This is a genomic window from Arhodomonas sp. KWT, from assembly GCF_010993615.1.
Genome location: NZ_WNXE01000001.1, coordinates 40,359 through 56,190 on the forward strand (window position 1 = coordinate 40,359; position 15,832 = coordinate 56,190).

17 protein-coding genes are annotated in these 15,832 nt (G+C 68.4%); all 17 read left to right on the forward strand.

Annotated features, from left to right (window positions below; all coding sequences use genetic code 11):
- On the forward strand, positions 1-283 hold a 283-nt coding region (fliL, locus tag G7A99_RS00205; RefSeq protein ID WP_205599681.1), incomplete at its 5' end, for a flagellar basal body-associated protein FliL.
- Positions 284-298: 15 nt separating this feature from the next.
- Complete coding sequence (fliM, locus tag G7A99_RS00210) at positions 299-1,324, forward strand: flagellar motor switch protein FliM (protein ID WP_018717371.1); 1,026 nt, start codon at positions 299-301, stop codon at positions 1,322-1,324.
- Positions 1,317-1,826: a flagellar motor switch protein FliN gene (gene fliN / locus G7A99_RS00215; RefSeq protein ID WP_018717372.1), complete on the forward strand. Its 510-nt coding sequence runs from the start codon at positions 1,317-1,319 to the stop codon at positions 1,824-1,826. Before fliM ends, fliN begins: the two co-directional genes overlap by 8 nt.
- Positions 1,823-2,230 carry a flagellar biosynthetic protein FliO gene (fliO, locus tag G7A99_RS00220; protein WP_163138574.1) on the forward strand — a complete coding sequence of 136 codons (408 nt, stop codon included), beginning with the start codon at positions 1,823-1,825 and terminating at the stop codon, positions 2,228-2,230. Before fliN ends, fliO begins: the two co-directional genes overlap by 4 nt.
- Positions 2,227-2,979, forward strand: coding sequence for a flagellar type III secretion system pore protein FliP (gene fliP, locus G7A99_RS00225; RefSeq protein WP_018717374.1), 753 nt, complete (start codon positions 2,227-2,229; stop codon positions 2,977-2,979). Before fliO ends, fliP begins: the two co-directional genes overlap by 4 nt.
- A 40-nt stretch (positions 2,980-3,019) precedes the next feature.
- Positions 3,020-3,289: a flagellar biosynthesis protein FliQ gene (gene fliQ, locus G7A99_RS00230; protein ID WP_018717375.1), complete on the forward strand. Its 270-nt coding sequence runs from the start codon at positions 3,020-3,022 to the stop codon at positions 3,287-3,289.
- Entirely contained in the window at positions 3,286-4,062 is a 777-nt protein-coding gene (fliR, locus tag G7A99_RS00235) for a flagellar biosynthetic protein FliR (protein WP_163138575.1), read from the forward strand. Before fliQ ends, fliR begins: the two co-directional genes overlap by 4 nt.
- 101 nt (positions 4,063-4,163) lie before the next feature.
- The gene (gene flhB / locus G7A99_RS00240) at positions 4,164-5,309 is read left to right on the forward strand and encodes a flagellar biosynthesis protein FlhB (RefSeq protein WP_018717377.1); all 1,146 of its coding nucleotides are present in this window, start codon (positions 4,164-4,166) and stop codon (positions 5,307-5,309) included.
- A 9-nt stretch (positions 5,310-5,318) separates the two neighbouring features.
- The gene (gene flhA, locus G7A99_RS00245; RefSeq protein ID WP_018717378.1) at positions 5,319-7,427 is read left to right on the forward strand and encodes a flagellar biosynthesis protein FlhA; all 2,109 of its coding nucleotides are present in this window, start codon (positions 5,319-5,321) and stop codon (positions 7,425-7,427) included.
- Positions 7,428-7,458: 31 nt separating this feature from the next.
- Positions 7,459-8,910 carry a flagellar biosynthesis protein FlhF gene (gene flhF, locus G7A99_RS00250; RefSeq protein WP_018717379.1) on the forward strand — a complete coding sequence of 484 codons (1,452 nt, stop codon included), beginning with the start codon at positions 7,459-7,461 and terminating at the stop codon, positions 8,908-8,910.
- A 32-nt stretch (positions 8,911-8,942) separates the two neighbouring features.
- The gene (locus G7A99_RS00255) at positions 8,943-9,782 is read left to right on the forward strand and encodes a MinD/ParA family protein (protein ID WP_018717380.1); all 840 of its coding nucleotides are present in this window, start codon (positions 8,943-8,945) and stop codon (positions 9,780-9,782) included.
- Positions 9,779-10,504, forward strand: a complete 726-nt coding sequence (locus G7A99_RS00260; protein ID WP_018717381.1) for an RNA polymerase sigma factor FliA — start codon at positions 9,779-9,781, stop codon at positions 10,502-10,504. The genes G7A99_RS00255 and G7A99_RS00260 overlap by 4 nt, the downstream gene beginning before the upstream one ends.
- 100 nt (positions 10,505-10,604) lie before the next feature.
- Positions 10,605-10,997 carry a chemotaxis response regulator CheY gene (cheY, locus tag G7A99_RS00265; RefSeq protein WP_026320972.1) on the forward strand — a complete coding sequence of 131 codons (393 nt, stop codon included), beginning with the start codon at positions 10,605-10,607 and terminating at the stop codon, positions 10,995-10,997.
- 3 nt (positions 10,998-11,000) lie between these two features.
- The gene (locus G7A99_RS00270; protein WP_018717383.1) at positions 11,001-11,753 is read left to right on the forward strand and encodes a protein phosphatase CheZ; all 753 of its coding nucleotides are present in this window, start codon (positions 11,001-11,003) and stop codon (positions 11,751-11,753) included.
- Between the two features lie 11 nt (positions 11,754-11,764).
- Positions 11,765-13,996: a chemotaxis protein CheA gene (locus tag G7A99_RS00275; protein WP_163138576.1), complete on the forward strand. Its 2,232-nt coding sequence runs from the start codon at positions 11,765-11,767 to the stop codon at positions 13,994-13,996.
- A gap of 27 nt (positions 13,997-14,023) precedes the next feature.
- Positions 14,024-15,130, forward strand: coding sequence for a chemotaxis response regulator protein-glutamate methylesterase (locus tag G7A99_RS00280; protein WP_018717385.1), 1,107 nt, complete (start codon positions 14,024-14,026; stop codon positions 15,128-15,130).
- 20 nt (positions 15,131-15,150) lie between these two features.
- A partial coding sequence (locus G7A99_RS00285; RefSeq protein ID WP_163138577.1) for a ParA family protein occupies positions 15,151-15,832 on the forward strand: 682 nt, incomplete at its 3' end.

The following is a 15,832-nucleotide window of genomic DNA, read 5'->3' on the forward strand; positions in this document are numbered from 1 at the left end:
GGTGAACTTCAGCGGCGAGCAGCGCAGCGGCTACCTGCAGGTGGGCGTGGAGCTCATGGCCCGCGACCAGGCGGTGCTCGACGCGGTCAAGACCCACATGCCGGTGGTGCGCAACAACCTCATCCTGCTCTTCGGCGATCAGGACTACGACACCCTGGACAACCGCGCCGGCAAGGAGCAGCTTCGGGCGAAGGCCCGGGAGGCGGTGAACGAAGTGCTCTCGAACCACGGTATCGAGGGGCAGGTGGAAGCGGTGTATTTCACCTCCTTCATTCTCCAGTGACGGCGGATCCGCGCGATGAGTGATCAGGACATCCTGAGCCAGGACGAGATCGATGCCCTGCTTCACGGCATAGACGGCGGGGACGTGGCCGGTGAGGAGGAGGAAGCCTATACCGATCCCGGCCAGGCGAAGTCCTTCGACTTCGAGAGCCAGGAGCGGATCGTGCGTGGGCGCATGCCCACGCTGGAGATGATCAACGAGCGCTTCGCGCGGCTGTTCCGCATCGGGCTGTTCAACATGCTGCGCAAGGCCCCGGAGGTCTCGGTGGGCGGCATGGAGATGATGAAGTTTTCCGAGTACGTCCACACCCTGTACGTGCCCACCAGCCTCAATCTGATCAAGGTCCAGCCGCTGCGCGGCACGGCGCTGTGCATCCTGGATCCCAAGCTGGTGTTCATCCTGGTGGACAACTTCTTCGGCGGCGACGGGCGCTACTTCACCAAGATCGAGGGCCGCGAGTTCACGCCCACGGAGACGCGGGTGATCCGCATGGTGCTCGATCAGGCGTTCGCCGACCTCTACGAGGCCTGGAACCCGATCCTGTCGGTGGAGTTCGATTACGTTTCCTCGGAGGTGAACCCCCAGTTCGCCAACATCGTCTCGCCCTCCGAGGTGGTGGTGGTCTCCAAGTTCCAGGTGGAGATGGACGGCGGCGGCGGTGAGTTCCACGTGACGCTGCCCTACACCATGATCGAGCCGGTGCGCGAGATCCTGGACGCCGGCGTGCAGAGTGACCGCAACGAGGTCGACGAGCGCTGGATCCGCTCGCTGCGCGAGGAGATGAAGCAGGCCCGTGTGGAGCTGTCCTCCTCGCTCACCGACGTGACCATCGGGCTGCGCGATCTCATGCGCATGAAGCCCGGCGACGTCATTCCCATCGAGATGCCCGAGACGGTCACCGTGGTCGCCGAGGACGAGGTCCCGGTGCTGCGCGGCCGCCTCGGCCAGTCGAACGGCAACATGGCGGTTCAGATCACGGAGTTGCTGCGCGTACCCGAGCGCGACAGCCTGATCAAGCTGAGGAACAGAGAGCATGAGTGACGAGGACAACCAGCAGGACGATCAGGGCCAGCTCGGTGACGAGTGGGAAGCGGCCCTGGCCGAGCAGGGCGTACAGGATGGCGATGCCGACGACGAGGGCGGTACCGCCGGCGGCGGTGCCGGGGAGACGGGCGATGATGCAGGGGACGCCCCCGGCGGACAGTCGGCCGCCGACGAGGCCTTCCAGCGCGCGGCGCTGAACGATCTCCAGGACAGCGCCGGTGCGAAGCCCGCGGACGAGGACGTCAATCTCGACGTCATCCTCGATATCCCCGTGACCCTGTCCATGGAGATCGGGCGCACCAAGATCAGTATCCGCAACCTGCTCCAGCTCAACCAGGGCTCGGTGGTCGAGCTCGACCGCCTGGCCGGTGAGCCCATGGACGTCATGGTCAACGGTACCCTGGTGGCCCATGGCGAGGTGGTCGTGGTCAACGAACGCTTCGGCATCCGGCTGACCGACGTGGTCAGCCCCAGCGAACGTGTGAGAAAGCTCAAATGAGACGGGCGTTCGCGGCGGCGACGTCGCTCGCGCCGGCCGCCGCGGCGGCCGCCGAGGGCAGCGGTGTGGATACCGGGGCGCTGCTGCGCCTCACGCTGGGACTGGCCGGCGTACTCGTGCTGATCGTGGTGCTCGCCTGGGGGATGCGGCGGATGGGGCGTTTCGGCAGTAACGCCGGCGGGCGGCTGCGCGTGCTCGGTGCGGTGCCCGTGGGCCAGCGCGAGCGGGTCGTGCTGTTGCAGGCCGGCGAGCGCCAGCTCCTGATCGGCGTGGCCCCGGGCTCGGTGCGCACGCTGCAGGTGCTCGACGAGCCCATTGTGCCAGTGGACGGCGGCGGGGCGCCGGCACAGACCGGCTTCGCCGCGCGCCTGCGGGGTGCGATGCGCGATACGGAGGCGTCGTGAGCCGACGCTGGCTCTGGGGGCTGCTCGCCGCGCTGCTGGTGCTGCTGCCGCTGGCCGCCTGGGGCCAGGCGGACGGCATGCCGGCGCTGACCATCGAGCAGACCGCAGACGGTGAGCAATGGAGCCTGAGTCTCCAGGTGCTCGCGCTGATGACGCTGCTCACGCTGCTGCCGGCCATCGTGCTGATGATGACGGCATTCACGCGGATCATCGTCGTGCTTGCCATCCTGCGCACCGCCATCGGCACTCAGAGCACGCCGTCCAACCAGGTGCTGGTGGGGCTGGCGTTCTTCCTCACCCTGTTCGTGATGCAGCCGGTCTTCCAGCAGATCAACAGCCAGGCCCTGCAGCCCTACATGGCCGATGAGCTGGGACCGGTGGAGGCGATGCAGACCGCGGTGAAGCCGTTGCGCGGCTTCATGCTCGCCCAGACCCGGGAGCAGGACCTGTCCATGTTCCTGAATATCTCCGGCGAGGGGCAGGTCGAGGGGCCCGAGGCGGTCCCGTTGACGGTGCTGGTGCCCGCGTTCGTGACCAGTGAGCTCAAGACCGCCTTCCAGATCGGCTTCATCCTGTTCCTGCCGTTCCTGGTCATCGACCTGGTGGTGGCGAGCACGCTGATGTCCATGGGCATGCTCATGCTCTCGCCGATGATCATCTCGCTGCCGTTCAAGATCATGCTGTTCGTGCTCGTCGACGGCTGGTCGATGATCATGGGCACGCTGGCGCGCAGCTTCACCGCGGGGTAAGGCGGGGCGGCAATGGCCGCTGCGCAACCGGGAGGGAGTCATGGAACCGTCTTTCGCGATACAGCTCGGCAAGGAGGCGCTCACCGTCGCCATCCTCATCGCCGCCCCCATACTGCTCTCGGCGCTTGCCGCCGGCCTGATCATCGGCATGTTCCAGGCGGCGACCCAGATCAACGAGCAGACCCTGTCGTTCGTGCCCAAGCTCGCGGTGCTGGCGCTCACGCTGTTCATCGCCTCGCCGTGGATGCTCAACGTGCTCATGGACTTCACCGAGGGGCTGTTCCGCAACATCCCGCAGTTCATCCGGTGAACCTCGAGGCGGCGCAGATCACCGCCTGGCTCGGCCAGTTCCTCTGGCCGCTGGTGCGTGTCGGCGCGATGATGCTGGTCGCGCCGGTGTTCTCCAACGCGGCGGTGCCGATGCGCATCCGTGTGCTCCTGGGCGTGGCACTGACGGTGGCGGTGATGCCGGCGGCCGGCGGTGCGCCGGCGCTGGATCCGCTTTCGGCCGCCGCGGTGGTGCTCGCTGCCCAGCAGGTGATTATCGGCGCGGCCATGGGGCTGCTGGTGGCGATGGCGTTCCAGACCGTGGTGGTGGCGGGCGAGAGCATCTCGCTGACCATGGGGCTCGGTTTCGCGACCATGGTCGACCCGCAGTCCGGGGTGCCCGTGCCCGTGCTCTCGCAATTCCTGCTGGTGATCCTCACACTGCTGTTTCTCGCCTTCGGCGGCCATCTGGTGCTCATTCAGCTGGTCGCGGAGAGCTTCCGGCTGCTGCCACTGGATGCCGGCGGCCTGGCCGCCGAGGATTTCCACACGGTGGTGGCATTCGCCTCGACCATGTTCTCGGGGGCCGTGCTGTTGGCCCTGCCCGCAATGGCGGCGCTGCTGATGATCAACATGATCATCGGCGTGATGACCCGCGTCGCTCCGCAGATGAACATCTTCTCGGTGGGCTTCCCCATCACCATGCTCTCCGGGTTCGTCATCCTGCTCACCCTCGTGCTCCCCTCGATGCCCCAGCGCATGTCAGCCATCTGGCGCCAGGCCTTCGACACCATCCGCCAGATTCTCGGCGCCTGACCCCCCCCCCGTCCGCCGCCGGCGGGTGTAAGCACGTTGTCCGTGCACTGGTACGAAACCTGCTTGCCCGGTACCGGGACGGTACGTATCGCGAGGCGGGGATGGCCGAGGAAACCCCGGACGGGCAGGAAAAAACCGAAGAGCCGACCGAAAAGCGGCGGCGGGACGCAAAGGAAAAGGGTCAGGTCCCGCGATCGCGGGAGCTGAGCACCACCCTCGCCATGCTCGCCGCCGCGGTGGGGCTGCTAGGGCTCGGCGGCTATATGGCCGATGGCCTGGACGCGCTGCTGCGCGGCAACCTCGCCGTCGACCGCGCCGCCGCCTTCGACCCGAATGCTCCCGTGCGCATGTTCGAGGAGGCGATCATCCAGGGCATCCTCGTGGTGGCGCCGTTCGCGCTGATCATGCTCGCGGTCAACCTGGTGGCGCCGGTGGCGCTGGGTGGCTGGTCGTTCAGCGGCAAGGCGCTGGCGCCGAAGCTCGAGAAGATCAGTCCCCTCAAGGGATTCAAGCGGATATTCGGCGTCAATGGCCTGGTGGAGCTCGGCAAGGCGCTGGCCAAGATCACGGTGGTGGGGACAGTGGGGGTGGTGATGCTGAAGGTCCAGCTCCGCGACTTCCAGGCGCTCACGGGCATGCCGCTGGCCGCGGGCGCGGCGCAGGCGGCCGACCTGTTCTTCGGCACCTTCCTCGTTCTCTCCGTCTCGCTGATCCTCATCGCGGCGGTGGATATCCCCTACCAGATCTGGGACCACACCAAGAAGCTGCGCATGACCAAGCAGGAGGTCAAGGACGAGTTCAAGGACACCGAGGGCAAGCCCGAGGTCAAGGGCCGTATCCGCCAGCTCCAGCAGGAGCTGGCCCGGGGACGGATGATGGAGGCGGTGCCCGAGGCGGACGTGGTGGTCACCAACCCCACCCATTTCGCGGTGGCGCTGCGTTACGACGGCGCGAACATGCGCGCGCCGCGGGTGGTCGCCAAGGGGGGTGACCAGCTCGCCCGGCGCATCCGCGAGCTCGCCGGCGAGCACCGGGTGCCGCTGTTCGAGGCGCCGCAGCTCGCACGGGCGCTCTATCACACCACGGACATAGACGACGAGATCCCGGCGGGCCTCTACCTGGCGGTGGCCCAGGTGCTCGCCTACATCTTCCGGCTGCGGCGGGGTACGGCGGGCGGGCCGCCCCCGGCGCCGGAGGTCCCCGAGGAATTCAGGCAGTACGCGCGGCGCGGCGCGGCACAGGAGTAAGGCACGGACATGGCGGCGGTAATCTCTCGCAACTGGCGGCGCTTCGGGGTCACCGGGCTCGGCACGCCGGCACTGCTCATCGCGCTGCTGGCGATGATGGTGGTGCCCCTGCCGCCGCTGGCGCTGGACCTGTTGTTCACCTTCAACATCGTGTTGAGCCTGGTGATCCTGCTGGTGACGGTCTACAGCCATCGCCCGCTGGACTTCGCGGCGTTCCCCACGGTGCTGCTGGTGGCGACGCTGCTGCGTCTGGCCCTCAACGTCGCCTCCACCCGGGTGGTGCTGATCGAAGGGCACACCGGTCCGGGCGCGGCGGGCAACGTGATCGAGTCCTTCGGCTCGTTCGTCATCGGCGGCAACTACGCGGTGGGCCTGGTGGTCTTCGCGATCCTGGTGATCATCAACTTCGTGGTGGTGACCAAGGGTGCCGGGCGCGTCTCCGAGGTCAGCGCGCGCTTCACCCTGGACGCGCTGCCCGGCAAGCAGATGGCCATCGACGCCGACCTCAACGCCGGCATCATCGACCAGCAGCAGGCGAAGGAGCGGCGCGAGGACGTCGCCCAGGAGGCGGACTTCTACGGCTCCATGGACGGCGCCAGCAAGTTCGTGCGCGGCGACGCCATCGCCGGCATCCTGATCCTGTTCATCAACATCATCGGCGGCCTGGCGGTGGGCGTGCTCCAGCACGATATGCCGGCGGGCCAGGCGATGCAGAACTACACCCTGCTCACCATCGGCGACGGCCTGGTCGCGCAGATCCCGTCACTGGTGCTCTCCACGGCCACGGCCATCCTCGTCACCCGCGTGTCGTCGTCCCAGGACATGGCCGGCGCCGTGCTCTCGCAGCTGTTCAGTAACCGCCGCGTGCTGCTGATCAGCGGCGGCATCGTCGCCTCAATCGGCCTGATCCCGGGCATGCCGAACCTCACCTTCCTGCTCCTCGGCGGTCTGTGCCTGGGGGGGGCCTGGTGGCAGAAGCGCCGGGAGGAGGAGACCGCGGCGGCGGAGACACCGGCGCCGGCGGGTCAGGAGGCGGAGGCGTCGCGGCCGGAGCAGCGCGAGCTCACCTGGGAGGACGTGCCGCCGGTGGATACCGTCGGTCTGGAGGTGGGCTACGGGCTGATCCCGCTGGTGGACCGTAACCAGGACGGCCAGCTGCTCACCCGGATCAAGGGTGTGCGCAAGAAGGTTTCCCAGGACCTCGGCTTTCTGGTGCCGTCGGTGCACATCCGTGACAACCTCGATCTTGCCCCGAACGCCTACCGGATCAGCGTCCTGGGGGTGCCCGTGGGCGAGGCCGAGGTCCAGCCCGGCCGGGAGCTGGCGATCAATCCGGGGACCGTGTCCGGTCGGCTAGACGGTGCGCCGACGCGGGATCCCGCCTTCGGCCTGGAGGCGGTCTGGATCGACGCCAATCAGCGCGACTATGCCCAGAGCCTGGGCTACACCGTGGTTGACAGCAGCACCGTGGTTGCCACCCATCTCAGCCAGGTCGTCCAGGACAACGCCCACCAGCTGCTCGGCCACGACGAGACCCAGAAGCTGCTGGACATGCTCGCGCGCCAGCAGCCCAAGCTGGTCGAGGAGCTGGTTCCGACCACCCTGTCGCTGTCGGTGGTCACCAAGGTCCTCCAGAACCTGCTCTCGGAGCGGGTGCCGCTGCGGGATATGCGCTCCATCGTCGAGACCCTGGCGGAGCACGGCCCGCGGGTTCAGGACCCGCAGCAGCTCACGCAGATCGTGCGCGAGGCCCTGGGCCGGATGATCGTCCAGGGGATCTCCGGCATCAACGGCGAGCTGCCGGTGATTACGCTGGAGCCACAGCTGGAACAGTTGTTGCAAGACACTATCCAGGGGGTATCCGAGGGGGCCGCCGGCTTCGAGCCGGGGCTCGCCGAGCGTCTGCAGCGCTCGCTGACCCAGAGTGCCCGGCGCCAGGAGATGAGCGGTCAGCCCGCGGTGCTGCTCACCTCGCCGGGACTCAGGAGCTGGCTCTACCGGCTCACGCGGCACGCGAGTCCCGGACTGCACGTGCTTTCCTACAACGAGATACCCGACGAACGGGAGGTCCGGGTCGTCGCCACGGTGGGACAGCAGGAGGTCTCGCAGGCGGGCTGACCCGGTTTGACGGCCCTAGTGGAGCGGCAGCATGAAGATCAAGCGCGTATTCGCCGAGGACATGCGTTCAGCCATGCGTCAGGTGCGCGAGTCGCACGGCGCGGATGCGGTCATCCTCTCCTCGCGACGGGTGGAGGGGGGCGTCGAGGTGATCTCGGCGGTGGACTATGACGAGCAGGCGGTGCGCGAGGCCGTCGCCCGCGAGGAGCGCCGGACCGCGCGGCATGCCGGTGGGGCCGGCGAGATCACCGGCGGCGGGGCGGACGGATTCGAGCGGCTGCTCGCCCGCGCCGACGCCGATGCAGCGGCCCGGGAGGACACGGCTCCGGCCGGGGGTTTCTCGGTGACGGTGGGGGATGACGGGGACGAGGGCCCGGCGGGTGACGATAAACCGGCGCCGACGCGACGGCGCGACGGCGCACCGTCGCTCGCGTTGGACTACGAGCGTTTCGCCGGCGGTGACGATAGCGGCGACGACGACGACCCCGAGCCCGCGGGCACCCGCCGGACGCGCTCGGCGAGCAACCGCATCGAGTGGACCCAGGAGCCAGCCATGCAGGCCATGCGCGAGGAGCTGCGCACCCTGCGCTCGCTGTTCGAGAACCAGCTCACGCTCATGGAGTGGCAGCAGATGGGCCGTGCCACGCCCGCCCGGGCGACGCTGATGCGCCGGCTGCACGGCATGGGGTTCGGCCCGGACGTCTGCCGCGGCCTCGCCGACGCGGTTACCAGCCGTGAGGACCCGGATCACGCCTGGCGTGAGGCCATGTCCCTGGTCACCGAGCACGTGGCCACCAGCGACGACGAAATCATCGAGCGGGGCGGGGCGGTGGCCGTCGTCGGCCCCACCGGGGTGGGCAAGACCACCACTGTCGCCAAGCTGGCGGCCCGCTTTACCCTGCGCCACGGTCGCAACCAGGTGGCGCTGGTGACCACGGACAACTTCCGCATCGGCGGCCAGGAGCAGCTGCGCAACTTCGCGCGGATCCTCGGTGTGCCGGTTCATGCCGCGGCCGACGGCGAGGAGCTCGCCGAGCTGCTCGACGATTTCTCCGACCGGCGCCTGGTGCTCATCGACACCGCCGGGATGAGCCAGCGCGACATGCGCCTCGCCGAGCAGATGCGCGCGCTCAAGGACGGCGCCCATCGGATCCGGCCGTACCTGGTGCTGTCGGCGAACACCCAGCTGCCGACCCTGATGGAGACCCTGCGCGCATTTCGCGCCGTGGGCCCGGTGGGGTGTATCCTGAGCAAGGTCGACGAGGCTGCGAGTCTGGGCGGGGTGCTCACGGCGGTGATGCGTGGCCGGCTGCCGATTGCGTACGTGGCCGACGGTCAGCGCGTGCCCGAGGATCTGCGCCCGGCGCGGGCGGATGCGCTGGTCGGCGAGGCGGAGGCCCTCGCGGCGGATAGCGACGGTGAGAACGAGGACGACGAGTCCCTGGCGGTGGCCTTCGCGGGCAGCCTGGCACGGCAGGGCTGAGGGGCATGGATCAGGCAGCGGGATTGAGACGAATGAGCGAGCCGAAGCCGGTCAAGGTGGTCGCGGTGGCCAGCGGCAAGGGGGGCGTGGGCAAGACCAACGTATCCGTGAATCTGGCGAGCGCCCTGGCGCGGGAGGGGCGTGGCGTGATGCTCTTCGATGCCGATCTCGGCCTCGCCAACGTGGACGTGCTCCTGGGGCTCTCGCCCAAGCGTAATCTCGCCCATGTGCTGGATGGCGAGGCCGGGCTGGAGGAGGTCCTGCTCGAGGGACCGGAGGGCATTCACATCGTTCCCGCCTCCTCGGGAACCCAGCGCATGGCCGAGCTCTCCGGCGCCGAGCACGCGGGCCTGATCCGCAGCTTCAGCGAGCTCGCCGTTGACCTTGATTACCTGTTCGTCGATACCGCCGCCGGCATCTCCGACTCGGTGATGAGCTTCGCCCGCGCCGCGCGGGAGGTCCTGGTGGTGGTCTGCGACGAGCCGTCCTCGCTCACCGATGCCTACGCGCTGATCAAGGTGCTCAACCGCGACCACGGCGTGCAGCGTTTCCACATGGTCGCCAACCGTGTCCCGGGGCCGCGGGAGGGCCAGAATCTCTACGGCAAGCTCGCGCGCGTGCTCGACCGCTTCCTGGACGTGACCTTGGAATACCTCGGCGCCGTCCCCGAGGACGATCGCCTGCGTGCCGCGGTTCAGCGCCAGCGCGCGGTGGTCTCGATGTATCCCTCCTGCCCGTCGGCCCGGGCCTTCCAGGCGCTGGCGGCGCGCCTCGAACAGTGGCCGCTGCCGAGCCGCGCCGACGGCCAGCTGGAGTTCTTCGTCGAGCGTGTCATACGCTATGGCAGTCGCGTCCGGGAGGTCTCCGAATGAATGGACATGCGCTCTACGAGGCGGTCCAGCGGGGGAGCAGCGACGACCTGCTGGTGGCGAACGCCCCGCTGGTGCGACGCATCGCTCACCACCTGGCGAGCCGACTGCCTCCGAGCGTGCAGATCGAGGACCTCATCCAGGCGGGCATGGTCGGCCTGCTGGAGGCGGCGCGGCAGTTCGACGCCAGCCAGGGCGCCTCGTTCCAGACCTATGCCGGCATCCGCATCCGCGGTGCCATGCTCGATGAGATCCGGCGCCTCGACTGGACACCGCGTTCCGTGCACCGCCGCTCCCGGGAGGCCGCCGAAGCCATCCACGTCCTGGAGAACGAGCTCGGCCGTGAGCCCCGGGACGCCGAGGTCGCCGCCAGGCTGGGCGTGAGTGTCGACGACTACCACGGTATGCTCGCCGACGCCTCGAGCGCGCACCTGTTCAGCATGGACCAGACGGATCCGCAGACCGGCGAGACCCACGACCCCGCCGGGGATGGCCCGTCACCGCAGGACGTGCTGACCGACGGTCACTTCCGCGCCGACCTTGCCGAGGCCATCCGCGGCCTCAGTGAACGCGACCAGCTGGTGATGCAGCTCTACTATGACGAGGAACTCAATCTGCGCGAGATCGGCGAGGTCCTCGGGGTGAGCGAGTCACGTGTCAGCCAGATTCGTGGCAAGATAATGCTAAAGCTCAAGGCCTCCCTTGCCGATTGGTTGGATGGATAGACACCGATCGGGGCGCCCCCGCGACGGGGGCGTGCACACCGCCGCCGGCGGTGAGGCCTCACAATAACTCGCGTTTCCACTCAGGGGGATCGGCGTGGCACTGGACAAGCACATGAAAATCCTCGTGGTGGACGATTTTTCCACCATGCGGCGCATTATCCGTAATCTTCTGCGGGATCTCGGCTTCGACAACATCTCGGAGGCCGACGACGGCAACACCGCGCTGCCCATACTCAAGCGTGGCGGTTTCGACCTGCTCATCACGGACTGGAACATGCCGGGCATGACCGGTATGGACCTGCTCAAGAACGTCCGTGCCGATGAGGAACTGGCCGAGCTGCCCATCCTGATGGTCACCGCCGAGGCCAAGCGCGAGCAGATCATCGCGGCGGCCCAGGCGGGCGTGAACGGCTATATCGTCAAGCCCTTCACCGCCGTGACGCTCAAGGAGAAGATCGAGAAGATCTTCGAGCGCATCAATGCGGGGGGTTAGGCGATGAGCGACAGCCAGCGCAGCCAGGAATATCTCGCGCTAGCACGCACGCTCATCGAACGTGTCGAGGCCGGCGACGACCCGGGCATGCAGGAGACCGTCGATGAGCTAACGCGACTGCGTGAGAGCGAGCTCTTCCAGGAGATCGGCCAGCTTACCCGCGAGCTCCACGAGGCCCTCAAGTCCTTTCGCGTGGACAGCCGCCTCACCGATATCGCCGCGAGCGAGATCCCCGATGCCCGGGAGCGGCTCAACCATGTCATCGAGGTGACCTCCCGTGCCGCCCACCGCACGCTGGAGGCCGTCGAGACCAGCCTGCCGCTGGCCGACGAGGTCGCTGCCCGGGCCGGGACGCTCCACGAGCGGTGGCAGCAGTTCCGCCGGCGTGAGCTGAGCGCCGACGATTTCCGGGGCCTCAGCCACGACATCGAGGCCTTCCTGGCCGCCGCCGCAGACAACGGCAAGACACTCCACAACGCGCTTTCCGAAGCGTTGATGGCGCAGGATTACCAGGACATCACCGGCCAGATCATCCGCCGCGTCATCACCCTGGTTCAGGAGGTCGAGGACGGCCTGGTCGAGCTCGTGCGCATTTCCGGGGCGCGGATCGCTGAAGAAAAGCCGCGTGCTGCCGATAAGGCGGATGAACGTGCGGAGCAGCAGCTCAGTGGACCTGCGGTCCCGGGCCAGGACGACGACGATGTCGTATCGGGCCAGGACGACGTCGACGACCTGCTCTCCAGCCTCGGCTTCTGAGGGAGACACGCATGGCTATCGATCCGCAGGACGACATCGTCCAGGACTTTCTGGTGGAGTCCCGGGAGATCCTCGAGGGACTCGGCGAGCAGCTCGTCTCGCTGGAGCAGGCGCCGGAGGACCGCGACCTCCTCAATTCGGTGTTCCGCGGCTTTCATACCATCAAGGGCGGTGCCGGATTCCTCGGCCTCGACGAGCTCGTCGACGTCTGCCATCAGACCGAGGACATCTTCAATCTCCTGCGCCAGGGCGAGAAGCAGATGAGCCCGGAGCTCATGGACGACGTGCCCCAGGCCCTGGACGTGGTCAATGGCATGTTCGACCGCATCGAGGACGCCCAGGATCTCGAACCCGCGCCGGGGGGCCTGCTGCAGGCGCTGCGCAGTCATAACCAGCCGGACGACAATGCCGGCGGTGCAGCCACGTCCGCCTCGGACGGGGCGTCGGCAGGCGAGGGCACGGGTGGAACGACGGCCGCGCCCTCCGGCGCCGCCGCACCTGGCGGTCAGGAGGCCGCGTCCGGGGATATCAGCGACCAGGAGTTCGAGGCGCTGCTCGATGCCCTCGATGGTGAAGGGGTCGGAGACGGCGGTTCAGCCGCGGCGAAGGACACTGCCGTGGAAGGCGCGGGCGCGGGCGCGAGCGCGGGTGCGGGGGCCGCCGCCGGTGACGAGATCACCGACGACGAGTTCGAACGCCTGCTCGACGACCTCCATGGCGAGGGTAGTCATCACGGTGTCCCATCCGCCCCGGCTAATGCCGCCGACGGGCAAGGTCCCGGGGACGCCGCCGACGGCGACGAGATCACCGACGACGAGTTCGAAAAGGTCCTCGATCAGCTTCACGGCAGCGGCCAGGGTCCGACGGGGGGCCAGACGGACGCTGCGGAGACGCCCGTGGCCTCCGGCGGCGGATCCTCCGCTGCGCGGGAGCCGTCGTCCCGCCGCCCCGAGGCGTCGGCCGGCGGTGGGCACCAGGGCGGTGGCGACGGCGGTGCCGCCGCGGGCGGCGGTCAGCACGGCGCCGGCGGACACGGGCACCGCGGTGAGACCAGCGTGCGCGTGGACACCGCAAAGCTCGACGACATCATGAACCTCGTCGGCGAGCTCGTGCTGGTGCGCAACCGCCTCGCGAACCTCCGCGGCGAGATTGGCGACGAGCGTCTCTCCCATGCGGTGGGCAACCTCGAGCACGTCACCTCGGACCTGCAGAACTCCGTGATGAAGACCCGGATGCAGCCCATCCGCAAGGTCTTCGGCCGTTTCCCGCGGGTCATCCGCGATCTCGCCCGCAACCTGGAAAAGGAGGTCGAGCTCGTCACCGCCGGCGAGGAGACGGATCTGGACAAGAACCTGGTCGAGGCACTGGCGGATCCGCTCGTCCACCTCATCCGCAACTCCGTGGACCACGGCCTGGAGCCCCCGGACGAGCGCCAGAGTGCCGGCAAGCGGCGCACCGGCACCGTGCGCCTCGCCGCCGAGCAGGAGGGCGATCACATCCTGCTGACCATCGCCGATGACGGCCGCGGCATGGACCCGGACAAGCTCCGCGAGATCGCGGTCAAGAAGGGCGTTCTGGACGCGGAGTCCGCACGGCGGCTCGACGACAGCGAGTGCTACAACCTCATCTTCGCGCCCGGCTTCTCCACCAAGGAGCAGATCTCGGACGTCTCCGGGCGCGGCGTGGGTATGGATGTCGTCAAGAACAGCATCTCCCAGCTCAACGGCACCATCGATATCGATTCCGAGCTGGGCCGGGGCACGATCATCCGCATCAAGGTGCCGCTGACGCTGGCCATCCTGCCGACCCTCATGGTGCGCATCGCCGGGCGCAAGTTCGCGCTGCCGATGTCCGTGGTCCGCGAGATCTTCGAGCTCGAGCGCGGCCGTACCAACGTGGTGGACGGGCGACTCACGGTCATGGTCCGTCACAAGGCGATGCCGCTGTTCTTCCTCGAACGCTGGCTGGACCGGATGGGTGCCGAAGCGGTGGTACCGGCGAAGAGCCTTACCGGCGAGGATCAGGAGAAGGATTCCCAGGTGGTGACCGTGGTCATCGGTCACCAGACCGTCGGGTTCGTGGTCGACGAGGTGATCGGTCTCGAGGAGGTCGTGATCAAGCCCCTCGGTGCCATCCTCCACGGTCTGCCGGGGCTGGCGGGCTCGACCATCACCGGGGACGGGAGCATCGCCCTGATTGTGGACATCCCCAGCCTGATCAAGCAGTACGGCTCGCGTCTATAGAGCGGCAGGAGAGGTAGGAGAGCGGTTTTGAGCAGAGTAAGGACGCTGGTTGTCGACGACTCCGGCTTCTTCCGCCGGCGGATCTGCGATCTGCTGGCGTCGGATCCGCAGATCGAGGTGGTCGGTGAGGCCGTCGACGGCAGGGAGGCCGTGCAGAAGGTCCAGCGCCTGCGTCCGGACGTGGTGACCATGGATATCGAGATGCCGGTGCTCGACGGCATCTCCGCGGTGCGCGAGATCATGCGCCGCAACCCGACGCCCGTGCTCATGTTCTCCTCGCTCACCTACGACGGGGCCCGGCCCACGCTGGATGCACTCGAGGCCGGGGCGGTGGACTTCCTGCCCAAGCGCTTCTCGGACATCTCCAGCAACCACGACCACGCCCGGCGGCTGCTCTGCGAGAAGGTCAAGCTGGTGGGCCGGCGCTCCATGCGGCGACCCACCTCACCGCCGCCGTCCCCCGCCTCCGGACAGGGCCGGGCGCGGGGCACGGCCCAGGCGCAGTCCGGCGCACCGGTGCAGGCACAGCAGCCGCCGCAACGGCGGGTGGAGGTGCCCGCCGGCAAGGTCCGGCTGGTGATCATCGGCACCTCCACGGGCGGGCCGGTGGCACTGCAGAAGGTGCTGGCGAAGCTGCCCCCGAACTTCCCCATGCCCGTGGTGCTGATCCAGCACATGCCCGAGGCGTTCACGGAGGCCTTCGCGGCGCGGCTCGACCAGCTCTGCCCGTTGCGCGTGCGTCAGGCCGTCGAGGGCGATTCCCTGCGTGCCGGCGAGGTGCTGCTCGCCCCCGGCGGCCAGCATCTGGGGTTCAAGAGCCAGGGCGGGCACCTCGCGGTGCGGCTGATCGAGCCGCAGCCGAACCAGTTCTATCGTCCCAGTGTCGACGTTGCCTTCGAGGAGGCGGCCCGTCATGTGCCGGGGCACGTTCTGGGCGTGGTGCTCACCGGGATGGGGGCGGACGGCTGCGAGGGTGCACGCGCACTCAAGCGCAGCGGCTCCCTGGTGTGGGCGCAGGACGAGGCGAGCAGCGTCATCTACGGCATGCCGGCCGCGGTGGCCAGGGCGGGACTGACCGATCAGATCCTGGATATCGACGCCGTCGGGCCGGCGCTGGCACGGTTGCGGGCCTGACGGCCCGTCGCGGAGGACGCATGCACGTATGGACCGTCGCGAATCAGAAGGGCGGGGTCGGCAAGACCACTACCGTGGTCAGTCTCGGCGGTCTGTGCGCCCAGCGCGGCCTGCGCACGCTGGTGGTGGACCTCGACCCCCACGGTTCGCTGAGCAGCTATTTCCGCCTCGATCCGGAGTCCGTCAACCCGGGGCTCTACGAGCTGTTCCGCAACGACGGTCAGCTCGAGCCGGCGATGCTGCGGCCCACCGGCGTCGAAGGCCTGTCGCTGCTGCCGGCGTCCACGGCGCTGGCGACGCTGGACCGCCAGCTCGGGACCCGGAAGGGCATGGGGCTGATCCTGCGCCGCGCGCTCCAGCGCCTGGACGGTGAGTTCGAGCGGGTGCTTCTCGACTGCCCGCCCATGCTCGGGGTGCTGATGGTCAACGCCCTGGCGGCGAGTCAGCGGGTGATCATCCCGGTGCAGACGGAGTTCCTGGCGGTTAAGGGCCTGGAGCGGATGATGCGCACGCTCGCCATGATCCAGCGTTCGCGCAACGAGGCCCAGCCGCAGACCATCGTGCCGACCCTCTACGACCAGCGCACCCGGGCCTCGGTGGAGACCCTCGCGCTGCTGCGCCACGAGTATTCGGAAATCCTCTGGGACGACGTTATCCCGGAGGACACGCTCTTCCGCGAGGCGAGCAAGCAGGCCATGCCGC

Bases quoted from the DNA above. Each gene is read 5' to 3' on its own strand.
- fliM (WP_018717371.1), top strand. From the start codon at position 299: ATGAGTGATCAGGACATCCTGAGCCAGGACGAGATCGATGCCCTGCTT.
- fliN (WP_018717372.1), top strand. From the start codon at position 1,317: ATGAGTGACGAGGACAACCAGCAGGACGATCAGGGCCAGCTCGGTGAC.
- fliO (WP_163138574.1), top strand. From the start codon at position 1,823: ATGAGACGGGCGTTCGCGGCGGCGACGTCGCTCGCGCCGGCCGCCGCG.
- fliQ (WP_018717375.1), top strand. From the start codon at position 3,020: ATGGAACCGTCTTTCGCGATACAGCTCGGCAAGGAGGCGCTCACCGTC.
- flhB (WP_018717377.1), top strand. From the start codon at position 4,164: ATGGCCGAGGAAACCCCGGACGGGCAGGAAAAAACCGAAGAGCCGACC.
- flhA (WP_018717378.1), top strand. From the start codon at position 5,319: ATGGCGGCGGTAATCTCTCGCAACTGGCGGCGCTTCGGGGTCACCGGG.
- flhF (WP_018717379.1), top strand. From the start codon at position 7,459: ATGAAGATCAAGCGCGTATTCGCCGAGGACATGCGTTCAGCCATGCGT.
- G7A99_RS00255 (WP_018717380.1), top strand. From the start codon at position 8,943: ATGAGCGAGCCGAAGCCGGTCAAGGTGGTCGCGGTGGCCAGCGGCAAG.
- G7A99_RS00260 (WP_018717381.1), top strand. From the start codon at position 9,779: ATGAATGGACATGCGCTCTACGAGGCGGTCCAGCGGGGGAGCAGCGAC.
- G7A99_RS00270 (WP_018717383.1), top strand. From the start codon at position 11,001: ATGAGCGACAGCCAGCGCAGCCAGGAATATCTCGCGCTAGCACGCACG.
- G7A99_RS00275 (WP_163138576.1), top strand. From the start codon at position 11,765: ATGGCTATCGATCCGCAGGACGACATCGTCCAGGACTTTCTGGTGGAG.